We start from the raw sequence: 18721 nt of genomic DNA, 5'->3' as shown, positions 1-18721 counted from the left end.
GTGGATGGCCGTTGTCTGTCTGCCTGACGTCACTGGTCGATCTTGGCGACGGCCACAAGGGGCACCGAGATTGTTTGGCCGAGCACGGCTTTGTAGCTGTACTCACCGAGCGATGTGCCGGAGATCGTGATTGTGTCGTCCTCGAGGATGCGCGACTTCGTCAGATCATTCGAGAAGGTGCCGAGCAGGATCGTGTCGTAGTTGCCGTCGACGGCTAGGCGGATGTCGGTGGTTTCGTCTCCGCGCAAGACCTGCACGACACGGCCAGTGAATTTGACTTTCTTGCCGAGGAAGTCATCAGGTGTGCGGGCGAGCTGATCGTAGGTGATGCCGGTGTCATATCCCTTGGCCTCCTCCTCACGCTTCCTCTGCTCCTCTTCCTGCTTTTTCTTCTCTGCTTCCTGCTTCTTGCGTTCTTCGGCAGCCTTCGCCTCGTCAATCTTCTGCTGGGCTTTCTTCTTGAGTTGTTGGCCCTCCTGATCTTTTGCGTCGCCGTTGTGCTTCTCGTGCAGCAGATCAGCGGCCTCGATCGTGCCGTTCCAATCCTCGGCGTCGTAGGCGTTCTTGACGTCGATGAGCATCCGGCTGCTGCCGTTCTCCATCTCATCCTTGAGCGCAAGATAGTCGGAATTCAGCGTTTCATAGCGCTTGTTGAGCTCGTTGTTCTTTTTCTTCCAATCCGCTTGTTCGGTCTGTGCCTGCGCCTGCGTCTCTGCGAGTTGCGTGCGCAGATTACCGCCAGCCACAAGCGAGTAGACGAGCAGGGCGGCGAGGATGAGGATGACGCTGATGTACGCTGCATGGACCCATTTCGTCAACCTTGACTTATGGATGGCGGCTGCACCGTTCGGTGCGGAGCCGAACTGATTCGATGGATAGGTGGAAGTATTGGGAATGGCCTGCTGGTACGGGGCTGTGTCCGTGTATTGCTGGGAATCGGGGCGGGGGTCGGGTTGTTCGACGTTGTAGGTCTGCGTTGCCGGCGCATCTGATTCGCTGAAGGAGGAATCGCGGGGCGGTTCGTTGATGGGGTTGGTGCCCGGCGTGGTCGTGTTGTCGTCCATGGTCGTTCAGATCCCTTCTGCTGTGTTGATTGGTGCTAGTACATGCGGTGTTGCGGGTTTTGGCTGTGTGACACGCGTTGCCCTCCTCGCCACGGTGTGGTTGTATCGCATCATCATCGACGCAATATGGCACATAATAATAAGAAATGCCTAGTAGGTAAAGTGTGTGCGTGGCGTGCCGTACGAACGTGAGTCCGAACCATGCGAAATGTGAATCAAAGAGGATCATGTGCCGGCGCAGGGCACAATGGACTGGAGGCGGCTAACAAGGTCATTCGGATGCGGAGCGGCGTCCGGTATTGTCGTGCGTTATCGGTCGCGTGCCTGCTTCGCCTGCTGGATGCGTTCCTGCAGCGCCTGTCGGATCAGGCGGATCCGGACCTCCGACATGAGTCCATACTCGCCCAAGTGGCGGGCGACGTCCTCGGGCCAGTCGTCCAGCGCATCCAGGTCATAGCGGTCCCAATGGCGTATCAGATGTAGTTGCCTGCGCGCCGTGGTGGATTTGGCTGTGACGAAGAACGGCCTGGCCTTGTAGTCCGCATTGCTGATGCGCAGTTCGCCGGCCCACAGCGAGGCTCCCGTATCGAAGAGGGGAGCGGGGCGCGCGTGAAGGGTCTCCACGTCGCGGATCAACGCGAAATTGTTGTAGTGGCGGTCGATGTTGCGCATGAGCCAGTCGATGAGCAGCCAGTCGTCCGTGGCGTCGGACGTCTCCTGCTCATTGGCGCCCAATGCAGCTGCGGCGGCAAGCCATTGATCGCGGGCGGACAGGCGGTTGTCCCGTTTTACGGTGCCCAACACCTGCCATGCGCTGATTAGCTCCTCGGTGTCCGAGAGCATCTCCGCGCAGATCGAGACAGGACGGTTGTCGTATTCGCCGAGCGTATACCGTACGGCGGGAATATGCAGACGGTCCGCGAGGCGGGAAGCGATCAGTTCGTTGATCGGTTCCTGACCGGTACGACCGGCCTTGATGAGCAGCCGTGTCCCATCCGCTCCTACCGTCCATCGTTTCGGCAGGTCGCCGCCGGTGGATGCGTCGGGTGCGTCGAAACTGAACCGGTGCGACGACGAGCGTTCGGACAGCAGTGCGTATCCAAGCTGTTCGGGGAAGGAGTTGTTGAAGAAGTTGATGTCCTCCCAGCGCACGTCTTCGTCCGCGTCCCGCACCCAGTATTGGTCGGACAGGCTCAGGCCGCGGGTGCGGTCGAGCAGTTCGACGGTATTGGAAAGACGCAGGTCCGCGAGCACGCGGGTAATGCCGTCACGGGTGGAGGGGATCGCCCTTCCTCGCCACCAGGAATCCACTCGATGCGCATAGACGGCGTGCTTGCCATGCGTGGTGAATTCCGGCGGCATGCGTCGCTCGTCAATCACGGCGGCAGTGCCTACGGCATGCCCGGTGCGCTCGTCGAAATCGAACGCCAGGGTCTCGTGGGTGCGGTTCATGATGATTCTGCGCCGCATGACCGTTCACCTCCCGTCGGATCCTCGTCCGCATACCCGAGCATAGCAGCAGCGCAGCGCCGCACGGAGGATGCCGGAAGAGGCGCCGCTGCTGCGTGACGCGCCGAAATTCAGCCGATGAGCCACTTGGCGTTGCTCAGGCTGTGCAGCGGAATGAAGGGGATGAGGATGGGGGTGCGTTCGGCGTAGCGCCGGTAGTCGGGATCGTCGGAGTACTCCTTGTCTTGGCGAAGTTCAAGCCTGCGTGCGCCGCCGAACATGATCCAGCAGATGCACAGATAGCCGCCGACTGCGGCGAGCCACTGCCAGACGCCGTTGAGGATGGTGACGCCGGAGACGAACACGCCGGTCCATGTGATGATCTCGCCCAGATAGTTCGGGCAGCGCACAAGACGGAACAGGCCGACATCGCACAAAGCGTGCGGATGCTGCTGCTTGAAGCGGTTCTTCGTCAGATCCGCGGCGGATTCGAGGATGATGCCGGCCGCCATGATCGCGGCACCCGTGATGGCGACGGCGTCGGTGCCCGCGTGGTTCTGCAGGCGGAACACGATCGGCGACGCCTCGCACACATACAGCAGCGCGCACCCGATCCAGGTCAGGAGCTTGAGCGGCGGCCTGACATGCGCGCCGTTGTCGATCGCCTGTTGCATCACCTGCCGGTAGGAGGAGCTGCGGTACTCGCGGATGAGCAGATAACCGCCGAGCCGCAGCCCGTAGACGATGAGCAGTGCCGCCATGACGGCCGCGACGGTTGTCAGTCCGCCGCGAAGACCGAAGTAGATGAGCAGCGCCGAACCGATGCCGGCGATTGAGAAGCCGTAGCCGATTGAGATAAACCAGATGTAGCGGTGGAACCCCACTGCGCTGATCGCCAGCGCCACGATACACATAATCAAGAATGCCATATTCCAAGCGTATCGGGATTCGCCCGGCCGTGTCGGTCGCGCGGGGGAATGGTGCCGTGGGCGCATTCCCGGGCGTGTCGGCGTGTTTGTGATGGGAGATTATCCGTATTTTAGCTGAGGAGGAGCGGAATTATACGGTTCGCGAACGGAATGGTCATGAAACGCACCGGTAGCGATCGCTAAGGAGTGCATCTGCGAACGGAATGGTCGTGGAATGCACCGGTAGCGATCGCTGGGATGCCCTATGGGGTGCCGGGCGACCTTCTGTAGTCCATCCGGATGGACTACAGAAGGTCGCCCGGCCGGAGGATCACGCCTGAGGGAAGCCTTCGACGACACGCATTGCATCGATAATCCGCTCGGCGGTCACGTCCGGCACGGCCGCGTGGAACGGCGAGCCCTCGGCGGCGGCGAAATCGGCCACGACGCGCAGATTCTCGTCGGTGAACGGCAGGTTCATCTGCGCGAACGAATGCGGCAGGCCGATGCGGTCGTAGAACGGCAGCAACGCCCGCGCCTCGTCCTCCTTGCCTTCGGTCACAAGCTGCACCATGACGCCGTAGGCGACTTTCTCGCCGTGCATCGTCTCGGCCGAACCCGGGATGCGCGTCAGGCCGTCATGCACGGTGTGCGCGCCGGATTCGCGGGCTCTCACGCCGCCGAAACCAGCGACGGTGCCGGCCAGTCCGATGATTGTGTCGATGAGCGTGCGCACATGCGCATCGTCGTAGTCGCCGGCGCGCAGCGCCTCAAGCGCCGGTTCGCTCTCCTCGAGCAGCGTGTCGCGCACAAGGCGCGCGCTGTGCCGGGACAGCTTGTCGAAGACCGTCAGGTCGTCCGCCTGTGCGAAGACCGGGTCGGATTCGTAGAACTTCGCGAGCGTGTCGCCGATGCCGCCGACGAATTTCTCGGACGGCGCCCGCGCGATCATCGCCGCGTCGACGAGCAGCGCCGTGCTGTTCCTCGGATGCACCGGCACGCCGAGGAAACGGTGCTCGTCGTCGTAGTCGACCGAATACGGCGAGTAGGCGGCGCATGCGCAGGCGAGCGTCGGCACGATGATCAGATCGAGGTTGAGCATGTCGGCGACGTTCTTCGCCGTGTCGGAGAGCTTGCCGGCGCCGATCGCCACGATCGCGTCCGCGTCGAGCGCCTTCGCCTGCTCGGCGAGCTCGCGTGCGTTGCGTTCGCTCGATGTGCCGTCGTAGCGCAGCGCGGGTGCGAAGAACTCGTCCGCGTCGTTGTAGTCCAGGAACGCCTGTGCTGATTTCACGCCGGTGATGATGACCGGATGCTCATAGTCCTCGAGGTATTGCGGGACGATCTTGGCGACTCCCGGATCGCTCACGTAGCGGTTCGGGCCGGGACGGACATCGGTGTCTTGGACGAAGGTGGCCATGAAAAGCTCTTCTTTCTTATGTCTGGTGTCTCCTCCATCCATCCGGGGGAGGAGTGCTGGGCGTCCGCGCACGCGGCGGACGGCGTTCGGTGGGGTGGGCGTTCGGAAGGCGGCGGCGCGTTCTGATGGAACATGGCGGCGCATGCGTTCGGTTGCGGACTTGATGCATTGCTGGCGACGGCGAAGAGCTTGTGGCGTACCGACGCGTTGATGGCCATACTATGAAGCCCGACGAACGGCGTTCGCTTGAGGTGGAGAAAAGATCACCCGGCCCGATGTCTGTCTAATTTCCCGTTATCTCGTCCTGATTTCCCGTTATCTCGTCCGGGGCGTTGGCGGCCGGTCCATCGCGATGCCTTGTCCGTCGGCCGCGCACACTGGAAGCACGATGTGCATCGCGCCGCCGCGTATTGCGACGCGCCGGTGTGCGGATACACTCGCGGCGATACACTGTGGGATGGCATGCGCCCGTACGGCGTGCCGTGCGTCCGGTGCCCCACCGCGTCATGGGGGCGGCATGGGTTCGCCGGGACGCGGCGAACAACGACGAAACGAAAGAGGAGACCATGGCACAGGAGCAGCAGGACAAGCCGGTCGTCGAAAGCTTCCAGCTCGACCATACGAAGGTCAAGGCGCCGTATGTGCGCTACATCGACACGCAGACCGGCCCGAACGGCGACGTCATCTCGAACTACGACCTGCGTCTCGTCCAGCCGAACGAGAACGCGATCCCCACCGGCGGCCTGCATACGATCGAACACACAATCGCCGTGCTGCTGCGCGAGCGCATCCCCGGCTACATCGACTGCTCGCCGTTCGGATGCCGCACAGGCTTCCATCTGCTCACCTGGGGTGAACACTCCACCGAGGACGTCGCGAAGGCACTCAAGGAGTCGCTCGAGTTCATCGCGAACGAGGCGACGTGGGACGACGTGCCGGCCACGACGATCGAAAGCTGCGGCAACTACCGCGACCACAGCCTGTTCACGGCGAAGCAGTGGGCGAGGGACATCCTCGAGCAGGGCATCAGCTCAGACCCCTTCGAGCGCAAAGTCGTCTGAGACGAGCGGACTTCGGCGCGCGCCCGTCGACGGACGCGCGCCGAAGGGAATCGTCCGAATATGGCATCGACATCAAGGAGAGGCAACGCAATGGGCAGCGTATCGACACGGCGGTTCCGCCATGCGACGATGAAGGACTATCCGCAGATCGAACGCAACTACGCGCGTGCGCGCGAACTGATGGCACGCAACGGTAACCCGACGCAGTGGGGGAACACGTTCCCGAGGTCCGAAGTGGTCAAGGACGACATCGCCAACCACCGCACGATGCTGCTCGTAGACACGGTCGACGGCCATGAGCGCATCCTCGCGCAGTTCGCCGTATGTCCGGGCATCGACCCGACCTATGTGAAGATCAACGGCGCGTGGCTCGACAACGCCTCTTACGTCACGATCCACCGGATTGCGTCAAGCGGTCTCGTGCGACACGCAGCGCGCGATTGCGTCGAATGGTGCCTCAAGCATTACGGCAACGTGCGCGTCGACACGCATCCGAACAACAAGGCGATGCAGCATGTGCTCGAGACCTGCGGATTCGCGCGCTGCGGCCTGATCCAGCTGCTCGACCGCGACGAGGACACGACGCGCATCGCCTACCAGCGGCACGAATGGTGAACGGGCACTGCACGCCGACGTCACAGCGGTGCGCGACAATACCGGATATGACCGCACAAGCACTTGCCGAACCGCATTTCTCCTCGCCTCAGGGCGAAGCCAACTACTGGGCCGCGCGCCGGCGGTATCCGGCGCAGGCGATCGTGGATCTCGCCGCCATCCGAGACAACATGCGCCATCTCGTCGACGTCGTGAACCGCGAGGGGGGAAAGACGGCGGTGATGGGCGTCGTCAAGGCCGACGCCTACGGACACGGCCTGATTCCGACCGCGCTCGCCGCACTCGCCGGCGGAGCCACCTGGCTTGGCACCGCGCAGGCGCGCGAGGCGCTGCTGCTGCGCCGCGCCGGCATCGGCCCCGACCGCGCGCGCATCCTCACCTGGGTGAACAATCCACTCGAGGCGCCCTACCGTGAACTCATCGAGGCGGACATCGACCTGTCGGTGGCCACGACGACGGCGTTCGAACATATCGCTGCCGCCGCGCGCGAGGCGGGACGCCCCGCTCATGTGCATATCAAGGTCGACACCGGCTTCGGCCGCAACGGCTTCACGTTCGAGAATCTGTCCGAAGCGACCGAAACACTCGTCGCGCTGCGCGACGAAGGCGTCCTCGACATCGTCGGCCAATGGAGCCACCTCGCCGTCGCCGATGCCCCGAGCAACGCTGACTTCGTCGCACAAACCGAAGCGCAGATCGCGCGCTTCGAGGAATTCACGGCACGCCTCGCCGACGCCGGCATCGAACCGCGGATCCGGCATCTGGCGAACACGGCGGCTACGCTGAGCCGCCCGGCGATCCACTACGACCTTGTGCGCCCCGGCGTCGGCCTGTACGGCTACGAGGCCGACCCGGACATGGGCAGCCCCGAACGCTACGGCCTCAAGCCCGCGATGACGCTGCAGGCGCAGCTGAGCTCGGTCAAGGACGTCGATGCGCACAGCGGCCTGTCCTACGGGCGCATCTACCTGACTGAGGAACGCACGAGCGTCGCGATTGTGCCGGTCGGCTACGCCGACGGCATCCACCGTTCCGCATCTGGTGCGGACGAACTCGGCGCGCTCGGATCGCGCGCCCGCACGATGCCCGGCGGCCCGGTGCGCGTCATGACGAAGGACGGCCCCAAGCTCATGCGCGTCAGCGGCCGCGTGTGCATGGACCAGTTCATCATCGATCTGCACGGCATGGCCGACGACTTCGGCGTCGCCATCGGCGACACCGTCGAACTCTTCGGCCCCGGCCGCGGCGAGGCATACGGCGAGCCGACCGCCGACGACTGGGCGCGCGCTGCCGACACGATCAGCTACGAGATCTTCACCTGCCTGCGCAACCGCATCCCGAGGCTGTACGAACACGCGACCGACGTGCTCGACGCCGACGATCTTACGAAGCTCGACCCGGCAAGCATCCTGTAACGAAGCTGCACGGCGCGCGAGGGAAGGGGCGACGATGGGCAAAGAGAGTGCAATCGGCGAGCCGACGCCGGACGGCTACACGGCGCACGACGTCGAACGGTGGGTCGGCGAGGCGCCGAAATCAGGCCGTCGCACGCCCTTCGAACGCGACCGCGCGCGCCTCATCCACTCGTCGGCGCTGCGCAGGCTCGGCGCGAAAAGCCAGATCCTCGTCGCCGGCACCGACGACTTCGCACGCACGCGCCTGACGCATACGCTCGAAGTCGCGCAAATCGGCCGCCAGATCGCGCAGATGCTCGGCTGCGACCCCGACGTCGTCGACTGCGCATGCCTCGCACACGACCTCGGTCACCCGCCCTTCGGACACAACGGCGAACGCGCGCTTGCCGCGCTCGCCAAGGACATCGGCGGCTTCGAAGGCAACGCGCAGACCTTCCGCCTGCTCACGCGGCTCGAGCCGAAGATTTTCCGGACGAACGGACGCTCCGCCGGCGTCAACCTCACGCGCGCATGCCTCGACGCCTCCGTCAAATACCCGTGGGACTACGCGCGCGCCGACGCGCACCCGAAAGGCGAACGCAGCCGCAAATTCGGCGTCTACCCGGATGACACGGACGTCTTCCGTTGGCTCAAGCAGGGCGCGCCCGACGAGACCGTGCCGCTCGAAGGGCAGGTCATGGACCTCGCCGACGACATCGCCTACAGCGTGCACGACTTCGAGGACGCCGTCGCGATCGGCGCCGCCGACTTGGGCGACCTCGCGCGCACAGCCGTCGTCGACGCGATCGTGCGCGAGATCATCGCGTGGTACGGGCCGCAGTGGAATCCCGACGAACTCGTGCGCGCCTTCGGACGGCTGCGCGCGATCGACGCGTTCCCGCAGACATTCGACGGCTCGCGGCGCGCGCTCGCGCAGCTCAAGAACGTCACGAGCATGCTCATCGGCAGGTTCGCGTTGAGCGTCGAGGCGGCGATGCGCGCGATCCACGGACCTGGCGCGCTGACGCGATACGCGGGCGCGCTCGCCGTGCCCGACGCGACGCGCTACGAGATCCTCGTGCTCAAAGGCATCGCCGTGCACTATCTGATGGAACCGCGCGACCATTCGCCGATGCAGGAGGACGAACAGCGCATCGTGACCGACCTCGTCGAAGTGATTATGAACGACCGTTCGACGCCGCCCTTCGCGTTGGAACGCGTGTTCTGGGAGGATTGGATGGATGCGGCGGACGACGGCGCGCGGCTGCGCGTCGCCATCGATCAGGTCGCAAGCCTGACCGACGCGTCGGCGATGACGATGCACACGCTGCTGTGTTCGTGAACGCGCCGCGTCCGTGAAGCATCGGTGCACGTCGGCTTCCGCGATGACGGTCGGCTGATATGATGTTGGCTCATGGCGGGCTTGATCAGGCAAGAGGATATAGACAAGGTAAGGAACGCGGCCGATCTGTACGACATCGTATCCGCGAGCGTGTCGCTCAAGCCGGCGGGTGTCGGCTCGTTCTCCGGCCTGTGTCCCTTCCATGATGAGAAGACGCCGAGCTTCTACGTGCGCCCGTCGATGGGCCTGTGGCACTGCTTCGGCTGCGGACGCTCCGGCGACGTCTTCGGCTACGTGCAGGAACGCGAGAACCTCGACTTCCCCGACGCCGTCGAACTGCTCGCCGACAAATACCACATCGAGCTGCATCGCGAGCAGGGACGCGGCTCCGACAACGCGCGCAAAGGCTCGAAGCGCACACGGCTGCTCGAAATGAACGAGGAAGCGCAGCGATTCTTCGTCGAACAGCTGACGACGCAGGAGGCGCTGCCGGCACGACAGCTGCTCGGCGGCCGCGACTTCAGCCGCGAGGACTGCGCGCGCTTCGGCTGCGGCTACGCGCCGCAGGGCTGGGACAACCTCGTGCGCCACCTCGCCGGCAAAGGCTACACGCAGCAGGAGATGCTCGACGCGGGACTGGCGCGTCAGGGCCAGCGCGGCATCTACGACTACTTCCGCGGCCGCGCCACATGGCCGATCCGCGACTCGACCGGCCGCACGCTCGGCTTCGGCGCGCGCAAACTGTACGACGACGATCAGATCGGCGCGAAGTACATTAACACGCCGGACACGCAGCTCTACCACAAGAACCAGGTGCTCTACGGCATCGACCTCGCCAAGGACGCGATCGTCAAGAAACGGCAGGTCGTCATCGTCGAAGGCTACACCGACGTCATGGCGATGCATCTGGCCGGCATCGACACGGCCGTCGCCACCTGCGGCACCGCGTTCGGCGAGGAGCATGCGAAGATCGTGCGCCGCCTCATCCACGACGACTCGCTCGGCGCCGTGCAGCTCGTTGGCCCGCTCAATGTCGAAGGGCAGGCGCTCAGCTCGCGCATCGTCTTCACCTTCGACGGCGACGCGGCCGGACAGAAGGCGGCGCTGCACGCATTCGGCCTCGACACGGCGTTTCTGTCGCAGACCTTCGTCGCCGTCGCCGAGGACAACCTCGACCCCTGCGACCTGCGCATCCAGCACGGCGACGACGCGCTGCGCGCGCTCGTCGAGAACGCGAAGCCGCTGTACGACTTCGTGCTCGGCGCCGCCGTCAACCGCTTCGACACGTCGTACACGGCAGGGCAAATGGGCGCAGTCAAAGCCACGGCGCCGCTCATCGCGCAGATCCGCGATCGTTCGTTGTGGGATCTGTACGCCCGCAAGGAGGCGCGCGCGATCGGCGTCGACCTCGACGTCATGCGGCGCGAGGTCATCGCGGCACGCAAGGCGCTGCATGTACGCGACGAGGACGCGTACGCGCCGCGCCGCAACCGCTATCCGCGCGCCGGCGAGATGGAACGCCAGAGCGAGCCGACCGTCGTGCAGACGCGGCTCATCGAGCAGGCGAACGCCGAGAGGCAGACCTTCTACCGTGTGCCCGATCCGGTGTTCATCTGCGAGCAGCAGTTCATGGCGACGCTCATCCAGATCCCGCGCGCCGTCAACGCCGAGCTGTTCCGCGGCCTCAATGTGCATTGCTTCCAGACGCCGGTGTTCCAGACGCTGTATCAGGCGGTCGACGTGGCGGGCGGCTTGCCGCCGGATTCGTCGACGCAGCAGCAGTGGTTCGAGCATCTGCTCGAAGCGGGTGGCCCGATGCTCGGACAGGTCATCAACGAACTCGCCGTCATGCCGCTGCCGCTGCGCTTCGACGAGGGCGCCGTGCAGCGCGAACAGGACATGCACGGGGGCGCCGGCGTCGTCACGCAGCCGCTGCGTGAGGCGACGCAGTCGGAACGGCAATACGCGAACCAGCTGCTAGCGAAGCTGCTCGACGCCGGTTACATGCGCACAATCGAACAGACGAAGCACCGCATCGCGCAGACGCAGGACTCGAAGCGGCAGATCGAGCTGCTCGGCGTGCTGCAGCATCTCGAGACGGCGCGCAAGGAACTCAAGGCGAGCATCTTCGGCGGGTGAGCGGAATCGTCAGGAAAGCGGCAGGTTTAGTCATTTCGACGAACTAATAATGCGCAGCCGACACAGCACGACGGCTGCGTATGAAAAACGTCGGCGCACGAACGTAATGATTGCAACAGATTGCGGGTGTGCGCGGCGGAAACGGTCGGGGAAACACCACGCCGAATCGTTGCAACGGCGCGATTTCGTGTAGGATAGGCTTGTTTTAGCAGGTGCGTTCTGGAGGATGAATGCGGCAACGGGTGCTCACGTTCATGCGCAGCGAGACCATATTGATCGTCGCGTCCATACTCGCGTTGATATCATGCTTCATCGTGCCGCCGGACGGCGACTACGGCGGCTACGTGCACGTGAGCACGATTGCACAGCTCATCTGCCTGATGCTCGTCGTGGCGGGATTCCAGCGCATCGGCGTCTTCAGGATCATCGGCGCGTCGTTGCTGCGTCGCGTGCACACGGCGCGCGGGCTCGTCCTCACGTTGCTGTCACTGACCTTCATCTCGTCGATGTTCATCACGAACGACGTCGCATTGCTCACCTTCGTGCCCTTCGGACTGGCCGTGCTGACGATGGCGCACATGGAGGACAAGGCGATCATCGTGTGCGCGCTGATGACGGTCGCCGCGAACACCGGCAGCATGCTGACGCCGATCGGCAACGCGCACAACCTGTACTTCAAAGCCCTCACCGGCATCAGCACCGGACGCTTCCTTGAGATCATGGCGCCGTATTCGGCGCTCTCGGCCGTACTGCTCGTCCTCGTCACGGCGGTCGTGTTCCGCGGCCGCAAGATCACCGAGTTCGAAGGCATGGACAGCAAGGGCATCGAACGCGGCGTGCTCGCGCCGGACTCCTCGCGCGCGCAGCCCGATGAGATCAAGGTCACCGGCTACGGCGCCGGATACGGCGGATGGCGCGCGATTGTGTACACCGGCGTGTTTCTCGTGTGCGTGCTCACGGTCAGCGACCTCATTCCGCTGTGGGTGATGTGCGTCGTGACCGCCGCCGCGATGCTCATCTGCGACCGGCGCTCGTTCCTGCACGCCGACTGGGGCCTGCCGCTCACGTTCATCATGTTCTTCATCTTCATCGGCAACATGAAACGCGTGCCGGAGTTCTGCGCGATCGCACAGGCCTTCGTCGGGCAGCGTCCGCTTGAGGTGTCGATCGTATCCAGCCAGGTCATCAGCAACGTGCCGACCTCGCTGCTGCTGTCCGGATTCTGCGACCAGTGGGTGCCGCTCATCATCGGCACGAACATCGGCGGCATGGGCACGCTCATCGCGTCGATGGCGTCGCTGATCACCTACAAGAACTACGCCCGCGCCTATCCACACAAGAAGAGCCGCTATCTGGCCATGTATACGGCGGTGAGCGTGATGTTCCTGCTGCTGCTGTACCTGCTGGCGCTGATTATCGAGTAGGTTTGGGTCCGGTGCGTGGGTGATCTGCGGGTCGTTTCGTCGACGCAGTCGACATCCCGACCCGGAACGAGGCCCTCTGGCGGGTTGGTTCGTCGACGTGATCGATGGTTCGTCCCGGAACAGGGCTGGTTTGCGGGTTGGTTCGTCGACGGTGGCGATGGTTCGACCCAAAGCGGGCAGGTTGATCGGCGTGGTTGGCAGCTCGGCCCGGAACTGGGCCTGTTTGCGGGTAGCTTCGTCGACCGGGGCGATGGTTCGACCCGGAATGGGACTGGGATGGAGGGGATGGTCGGCGGTTTCTTCAGACGTGCGCTATACTTATTCAGGCTTGGCCCCGTAGCTCAGCTGGATAGAGCATGTGACTTCTAATCTCAAGGTCGACGGTTCGAGCCCGTCCGGGGTCACGATTGGGGATGGCGTTCTCGCCATCCCCGCACTTCGCATCCCGCACCCGCACTCACATACTTGGCGCTTTAGAACGTGAGCACCACTTTGCCGAAGAGGTCGGCGGAGAGGACTCGGGCGAAGGCGTCCTTCGCGTATTCAACCGGATAGGTCGCGTCGATGATCGGATGCAGGTTCGCGTGCTCGACGAAGCGCAGCAGCCTTGCGAAATCATCGCGTGAACCCATCGTATTGCCCTGGATGCGGATGTTCTGGAAGAACACGCGCGTCAGTTCGGCGCCCGGCTGGTCGCCGCTCGTCGCGCCGCACGTGACGACGACGCCGCCGGGACGCACCGAACGGATCGAATGAGCCCACGTGACCGAACCGACCGAATCGAGCACGGCGTCCACCTTGTGTGGAAGCCTCTCGCCGGTGAGCACGGCGGCGTCGGCGCCGATGCGTCGTGCCGCCTCGAGCTTCTCTGGACTGCGCGACGTGACGAAGACTTCGAGTCCGGCCGCATGCGCGAGCTGGATCGCCGCGCTCGCCACGCCGCCGCCCGCACCCTGGATCAGCACGCTGTCGCCGGGCTGCACCTGCGCGCCGTGCTCGCGCGAGAACAGCATCGAATACGCGGTGAGCCAACTCGTGCCGAGCGCGGCCGCCTCCTCGATCGTGCAGTTCGCCGGCTTCGCGAACAGATTCGCCGCCGGCACCTGCGTCTTGTCGGCCATCGTGCCCGGATACTTCTCCGACAGGATCGTGCGTCGTTCGCCGGCGGCCACGCCCGCGCCGTCCGCGCCGATGACCGTGTAAGCGACGACCTCGTCGCCCGCCTTGAGCCCTGTGCGTCCCTCCGGCTCCTCCTCGAGCACGCCGCACACATCGGTGCCGAGGATCATCGGCGTCATGTCCGCGGACAATCCCACTCCTTTGAGTGACCAGACGTCGTGATGGTTGACCGAGACGGCGCGCGTCCTGATGCGCGTCCACCCGTACGGCAGCCGCGGCGTCGGTAATTCGCCCACCGCGAGCGCCTCGAGAGGATGCTGCGGATTGATGTCCTGTGCGTATACGGCCCTCATCGCCGCTCCTTACATCCGTTCGGGCGTCCACGTCGTCCGCCCGCCAACCGTCATTCTAACGCGTCGCGGGCCGCCTCGAGGCTGGCACACTATAATATGGTTCCCGGGGGCGCACACCCGCGTCCATCGAACGCAAGCGTAAGGATCTGATCAGGCTCATGACCGGCGACATTCTGGCGAACATGCATGCACCCGAGGACGTCAAAAGGCTCAGCGGGGACGAACTGGATGCCCTGTGCGCGCAGATCCGCGATACGCTCGTCGATTTCGGCAAACGCCACGGCGGCCATATCGGCTCGAATCTGGGTCTTGTGGAGGCGAGCGTCGCGTTGCACCGCGTCTTCGAATCACCCTTCGACAAGATCGTCTTCGACGTCTCCCACCAGAGCTATGTGCACAAGATGCTGACAGGGCGTGCGCCGGCGTTCCGCGATCCGTCGCTGTTCGACACGGTGACCGGTTTCACGAATCCGGACGAAAGCGAACATGACCTGTTCGTGCTGGGGCATACCGGCACGTCGATCTCGCTCGCCTGCGGTCTGGCGAAGGAGCGTGACATGCGCCGGGCGGCGGGGCTCGCGCCACAGACGAACAACGTCGTCGCCGTCATCGGCGACGGCGCGCTGAGCTCGGGCGTCGCCTTCGAGGGGCTCAACAACGCTGCCGAGCAGGGCGGCAACCTGATCGTCGTCTTCAACGACAACGAGATGTCGATCGCGGACAACCACGGCGGCATGTACGCGACGCTCGCCGAGATGCGCGCCTCACACGGTCGCTGCGCCATGAACCTGTTCCGGGCGTTTGGTCTCGACTACCGTTACGTCGAGGACGGCAACGATGTGCATGCGCTCGTGCGCGCCTTCGAGGACGTCAAGGACATCGACCATCCGATCGTGCTGCACATCCATACGACGAAAGGCCTCGGCATGGACGCCGAGGACGCCGCGCACGGCATCAGGGAGGGCCGTTGCGAAGCCAACCACTGGCAGCCGCCGATGAGCGACGCCGACAAGCCGCTCGGCGCGCGCAAATACTACGGACAGCTGGCGATGGAGGCGCTTGAGCGGCGCTTCGACGCCGAGCCGGGACTCGTCGTCATCTCGCCAGCGACGCCCGGATCGAACGGCATCACGCAGCGTTTCCGCGCGAACGCCGGCGCGCACTACGTGGACACCGGCATCACCGAGGAGCATGCGGTCGCGTTCGCCGCGGGCATCGCACAGGCGGGCGGGCGGCCGGTCGTCGCCACGTCGGCGACGTTCTTCCAACGCACCTTCGACCAGTTGCAGCAGGAGGTCGCGATCAACGGCGAGCCGGTGACGCTGCTGTCCTTCGGCGGCGGTGTATCCGACGCCGACAACACGCATTCGGGCGCCTTCGACATCACGATGTTCGGCAACATCCCCGGCCTGCGCTGCCTTGCGCCGACGTCGCGACGCATGTTCCTCGACATGCTCGCATGGTCGACGTCGCCGGCGAATACGACGCCGACATTGATCCGCGTGCCCGGCGCGGCGATCCTCGACGCCGAACGCGCGGGTCTTCTCGACGCTGATGCGACCGCCAAGCCGCAGCGCACCGACGCGGACGCCCCGTGGAGCGGCTACCGCATCGCACATGACGGTCGTGACGTGGCCGTGCTTGGCCTCGGCAACGCGTATCCGACGGCGAAGGCGGTCGTCGACGCGCTCGCCGACAGCGGCAAGAACGACGGCGGCATCGACGCGACGCTAATCGACCCATTGCAGTTCTCGACGCTCGACGAACGCACGCTCACAGCGCTCGCGTCGCGCCATGACGTCGTCGTCACGCTCGAGGACGCGCAGCTCGAAGGCGGGTGGGGGCAGAAGGTCACCGCCTTCTACGCGAACGAGATGCCCGACGCGCGCATGCATGTGCTCAACTTCGGCGCCGACAAGGAATTCACCGACCGCACGCCGCTCGCCGAACTCGACTCGCGCTACGGGATGACGGTCGAGGCGATCGTCGCGCGCATCCGCGGGCTGCCGCGCACGGCGTGAGCCGGGCCGAGCCGGGATGATCAGGAAGCGCGCCGCGATGTGAGACGACGGGCGCGCGCCGCGGTGCCGTGCGCGCCGGGTCGGCGTACAGTGGGACACGCAGCAAACCACCCGTCCACATCATTGCGGAGGTAACAATGACAGCCAGCAAGCCCGAAGTGGCCGTGATCATGGGATCGGCCAGCGACTGGGAGACGATGAAGCACGCCTGCGAGATGCTCGAGCGCTTCGGCGTGCCGTATCTCAAGCGGGTCGTCTCCGCGCATCGCACGCCCGAACTCATGGGTGAGTTCGCGCACGCGGCGCGCACCGACGGCATCAAGGTCATCATCGCCGGCGCGGGCGGCGCGGCGCATCTGCCGGGCATGGTCGCCGCGCAGACGACGTTGCCGGTCATCGGCGTGCCGGTGCAGTCGCACGCGCTGTCCGGCTGGGATTCGCTGCTGTCGATTGTGCAGATGCCCGGCGGCATCCCGGTCGCCACGACGGCGATCGGCAAGTCGGGCGCGACGAACGCCGGACTGCTCGCCGTGAGCATGCTCTCGATGAACGACGCGGCGCTCGCGCAGGCGCTCGACGACTACCGCGAGGAACTCAAGAAGAAGGTGGACGAATCCAATGCCAAGCTTGTCTGAGGAAACCGCGGGACGCACGACCATGCTGGCGCCGGGGGCCACAATCGGCATCGTCGGTGGTGGTCAGCTCGGCCGCATGATGGCATTGTCCGCCAAATACATGGGATTCCGCGTCGGCACGCTCGACCCGACCGAGGACTGCCCGACCGCGCAGGTCGCCGACTTCCAGATCGTCGCCGACTATGACGACACGGCGGCGATCCGCGAACTCGCCGAACGCAGCGACGTGCTCACCTACGAATTCGAGAACGTGGACGCCGACGCGCTCGACGCGGTGCGCGACCGCGTCGCGATCCCGCAGGGCACCGACCTGCTGCGCGTGACGCAGAACCGCGTCGCCGAGAAGACCTTCATCAACGACCACGGCATCGCCACGGCGCCGTGGGCGCCGGTGAACAGCCGCGCCGAACTCGACGCCGCGCTCGAACGGATCGGCTATCCGGCCGTGCTCAAGACGGCCGAAGGCGGCTATGACGGCCACGGGCAGATCGTGCTCAAGAACGCCGACGACCTCGCGCGCGTGTGGGACGACGAGGACTTCCCGCCGTCGATCCTCGAAGGATTCGTCGACTTCGACTACGAGGCATCGATTCTCGTGAGCGGCAACGGCGAGGACTACGTGACCTTCCCGGTCGTGCGCAACATCCATTGCGACAACATCCTGCACAAGACGATCATGCCGGCGCCGATGGATGACGACATGGCGGCCCGTGCGCGCGAACTGGCCGTCGCGCTCGCCGAAGGTTTCGCGTTGGCGGGCACGCTCGCGATCGAACTGTTCGTGTGCGCCGACGGCTCGCTCATCGTCAACGAGCTCGCACCGCGTCCGCACAACTCCGGCCATTACACGATCGAGGCGTGCGACTTCGACCAGTACGACCTGCATGTGCGCGGCATCTGCGGATGGCCGCTCGCGCAGCCGCAGGCGCTCACGCCGGCCGCCGTCATGGTCAACGTGCTCGGCCAGCACGTCGCACCGACGCGCGCGGCGATCGCCGACCATCCCGAATGGCATGTGCACGACTACGGCAAGGCCGAGGCGAAGCACAACCGCAAGATGGGGCACATCACCGTGCTGACCGACGACGCGGAACGCACCGTCGCCGAACTCGACGCGACCGGCTGCTGGGCTGACATCACCAACCGCTGAGCGAGACGCGGGACGTGCACGTTTCGTGTGCATCGCGCGCCGTCGGGAATCGGCGGGCCGGAAGATCGGTAGGAATCATAGGCGTCCGTGGACGCGACGGGCATCGGCTTTGTCGCACGGGACGCCGCTTGGGAAGGAGCACAACGACCGTATGCGCAACACACGGCAGAAGGACGTGATCCGCGAATCGCTCAAGGGGGCGGATGGATTCGTCTCCGCCCGCAGTCTGCACGAACAGCTCGAGGAGGCCGGCGAACACATCGCCCTGGCCACTGTCTACCGTCAGCTCAACGCGATGGAGGAGCAGGGCCTTGTGGACACCGTGCGCATGAACGGGCAGCAGCTGTTCCGCCTGTGCGGCGACGACAGCCATCACCACCACCTCGTGTGCGTCTCGTGCGGCCGGACCGTTCAGATCGATCCGCCGAGCGAACAGTGGTTGAGGAAGGTCGCCGATTCCCACGGCTTCACGATCGAATCCCACACGCTCGAGGTCTTCGGCTTGTGCGCCGAATGCCGCGAGCGTCAGGCCACCTCATCGGACGCCGACGAGGCCGATCAGGCCGACTAGAGAGAGCGAAGGGCCGCGCACGAACGTTCGTGCGCGGCCCTTCGCATATCCGCTGT

The 18721-nt window shown here is 65.0% G+C and carries 15 protein-coding genes and 1 tRNA gene; 11 read left to right on the top strand and 5 right to left on the bottom strand.

Annotation, left to right across the window (positions count from 1 at the left end; all coding sequences use genetic code 11):
• Positions 1 to 29 precede the first annotated feature (29 nt).
• The 4 genes from CGZ88_RS03710 to CGZ88_RS03695 all read right to left on the bottom strand — a co-directional run bounded on the left by CGZ88_RS03710 (position 30) and on the right by CGZ88_RS03695 (position 4841).
• Complete coding sequence (locus tag CGZ88_RS03710; RefSeq protein ID WP_101671062.1) at positions 30 to 1064, bottom strand: hypothetical protein; 1035 nt, start codon at positions 1062 to 1064, stop codon at positions 30 to 32.
• Between the two features lie 309 nt (positions 1065 to 1373).
• Complete coding sequence (locus tag CGZ88_RS03705) at positions 1374 to 2534, bottom strand: HipA domain-containing protein (protein ID WP_101671061.1); 1161 nt, start codon at positions 2532 to 2534, stop codon at positions 1374 to 1376.
• 110 nt (positions 2535 to 2644) lie between these two features.
• Complete coding sequence (locus tag CGZ88_RS03700) at positions 2645 to 3442, bottom strand: DUF1295 domain-containing protein (RefSeq protein WP_026644497.1); 798 nt, start codon at positions 3440 to 3442, stop codon at positions 2645 to 2647.
• Between the two features lie 310 nt (positions 3443 to 3752).
• Complete coding sequence (locus CGZ88_RS03695; RefSeq protein WP_101671060.1) at positions 3753 to 4841, bottom strand: iron-containing alcohol dehydrogenase family protein; 1089 nt, start codon at positions 4839 to 4841, stop codon at positions 3753 to 3755.
• 566 nt (positions 4842 to 5407) lie between these two features.
• Here CGZ88_RS03695 and CGZ88_RS03690 point away from each other — a divergent pair.
• The 7 genes from CGZ88_RS03690 (at position 5408) to CGZ88_RS03660 (ending at position 13220) form a co-directional block, all read left to right on the top strand.
• On the top strand, positions 5408 to 5902 hold the full coding sequence (locus CGZ88_RS03690) for an S-ribosylhomocysteine lyase (protein ID WP_026644495.1): 495 nt from the start codon (positions 5408 to 5410) through the stop codon (positions 5900 to 5902).
• A gap of 90 nt (positions 5903 to 5992) precedes the next feature.
• Positions 5993 to 6517, top strand: a complete 525-nt coding sequence (locus CGZ88_RS03685) for a GNAT family N-acetyltransferase (RefSeq protein WP_026644494.1) — start codon at positions 5993 to 5995, stop codon at positions 6515 to 6517.
• Between the two features lie 47 nt (positions 6518 to 6564).
• Positions 6565 to 7932 (top strand): alanine racemase, encoded by a 1368-nt coding sequence (alr, locus tag CGZ88_RS03680; protein ID WP_026644493.1) that lies wholly within the window; start codon positions 6565 to 6567, stop codon positions 7930 to 7932.
• Between the two features lie 34 nt (positions 7933 to 7966).
• Entirely contained in the window at positions 7967 to 9253 is a 1287-nt protein-coding gene (locus CGZ88_RS03675) for a deoxyguanosinetriphosphate triphosphohydrolase (protein WP_034523333.1), read from the top strand.
• Positions 9254 to 9325: 72 nt separating this feature from the next.
• Positions 9326 to 11392, top strand: coding sequence for a DNA primase (dnaG, locus tag CGZ88_RS03670; protein ID WP_026644491.1), 2067 nt, complete (start codon positions 9326 to 9328; stop codon positions 11390 to 11392).
• A 230-nt stretch (positions 11393 to 11622) separates the two neighbouring features.
• Entirely contained in the window at positions 11623 to 12816 is a 1194-nt protein-coding gene (locus CGZ88_RS03665) for an SLC13 family permease (protein WP_101671059.1), read from the top strand.
• A 330-nt stretch (positions 12817 to 13146) separates the two neighbouring features.
• A tRNA-Arg gene (locus CGZ88_RS03660) sits at positions 13147 to 13220 on the top strand.
• 69 nt (positions 13221 to 13289) lie between these two features.
• Here CGZ88_RS03660 and CGZ88_RS03655 read toward each other — a convergent pair.
• Entirely contained in the window at positions 13290 to 14288 is a 999-nt protein-coding gene (locus CGZ88_RS03655; protein ID WP_101671058.1) for a zinc-binding dehydrogenase, read from the bottom strand.
• Between the two features lie 158 nt (positions 14289 to 14446).
• On the opposite strand from CGZ88_RS03655, the gene CGZ88_RS03650 reads away from it, so the two are divergent.
• From CGZ88_RS03650 to CGZ88_RS03635, 4 genes are all read left to right on the top strand, one after another.
• The gene (locus CGZ88_RS03650) at positions 14447 to 16309 is read left to right on the top strand and encodes a 1-deoxy-D-xylulose-5-phosphate synthase (protein ID WP_026644489.1); all 1863 of its coding nucleotides are present in this window, start codon (positions 14447 to 14449) and stop codon (positions 16307 to 16309) included.
• Between the two features lie 137 nt (positions 16310 to 16446).
• A complete protein-coding gene (gene purE / locus CGZ88_RS03645) occupies positions 16447 to 16944 on the top strand; it encodes a 5-(carboxyamino)imidazole ribonucleotide mutase (RefSeq protein ID WP_026644488.1) in 498 nt (165 codons plus the stop codon).
• Complete coding sequence (gene purK, locus CGZ88_RS03640) at positions 16928 to 18094, top strand: 5-(carboxyamino)imidazole ribonucleotide synthase (protein ID WP_026644487.1); 1167 nt, start codon at positions 16928 to 16930, stop codon at positions 18092 to 18094. Before purE ends, purK begins: the two co-directional genes overlap by 17 nt.
• Positions 18095 to 18245: 151 nt before the next feature.
• Positions 18246 to 18665: a Fur family transcriptional regulator gene (locus CGZ88_RS03635; protein WP_026644486.1), complete on the top strand. Its 420-nt coding sequence runs from the start codon at positions 18246 to 18248 to the stop codon at positions 18663 to 18665.
• Positions 18666 to 18721 lie beyond the last annotated feature (56 nt).

Origin of the sequence: Bifidobacterium anseris, assembly GCF_002860345.1 — a bacterium.
In the GTDB taxonomy this organism is placed as follows: Bacteria; Actinomycetota; Actinomycetes; order Actinomycetales; family Bifidobacteriaceae; genus Bifidobacterium; species Bifidobacterium anseris.
This window is presented reverse-complemented; position numbering and strand designations above follow the sequence as displayed.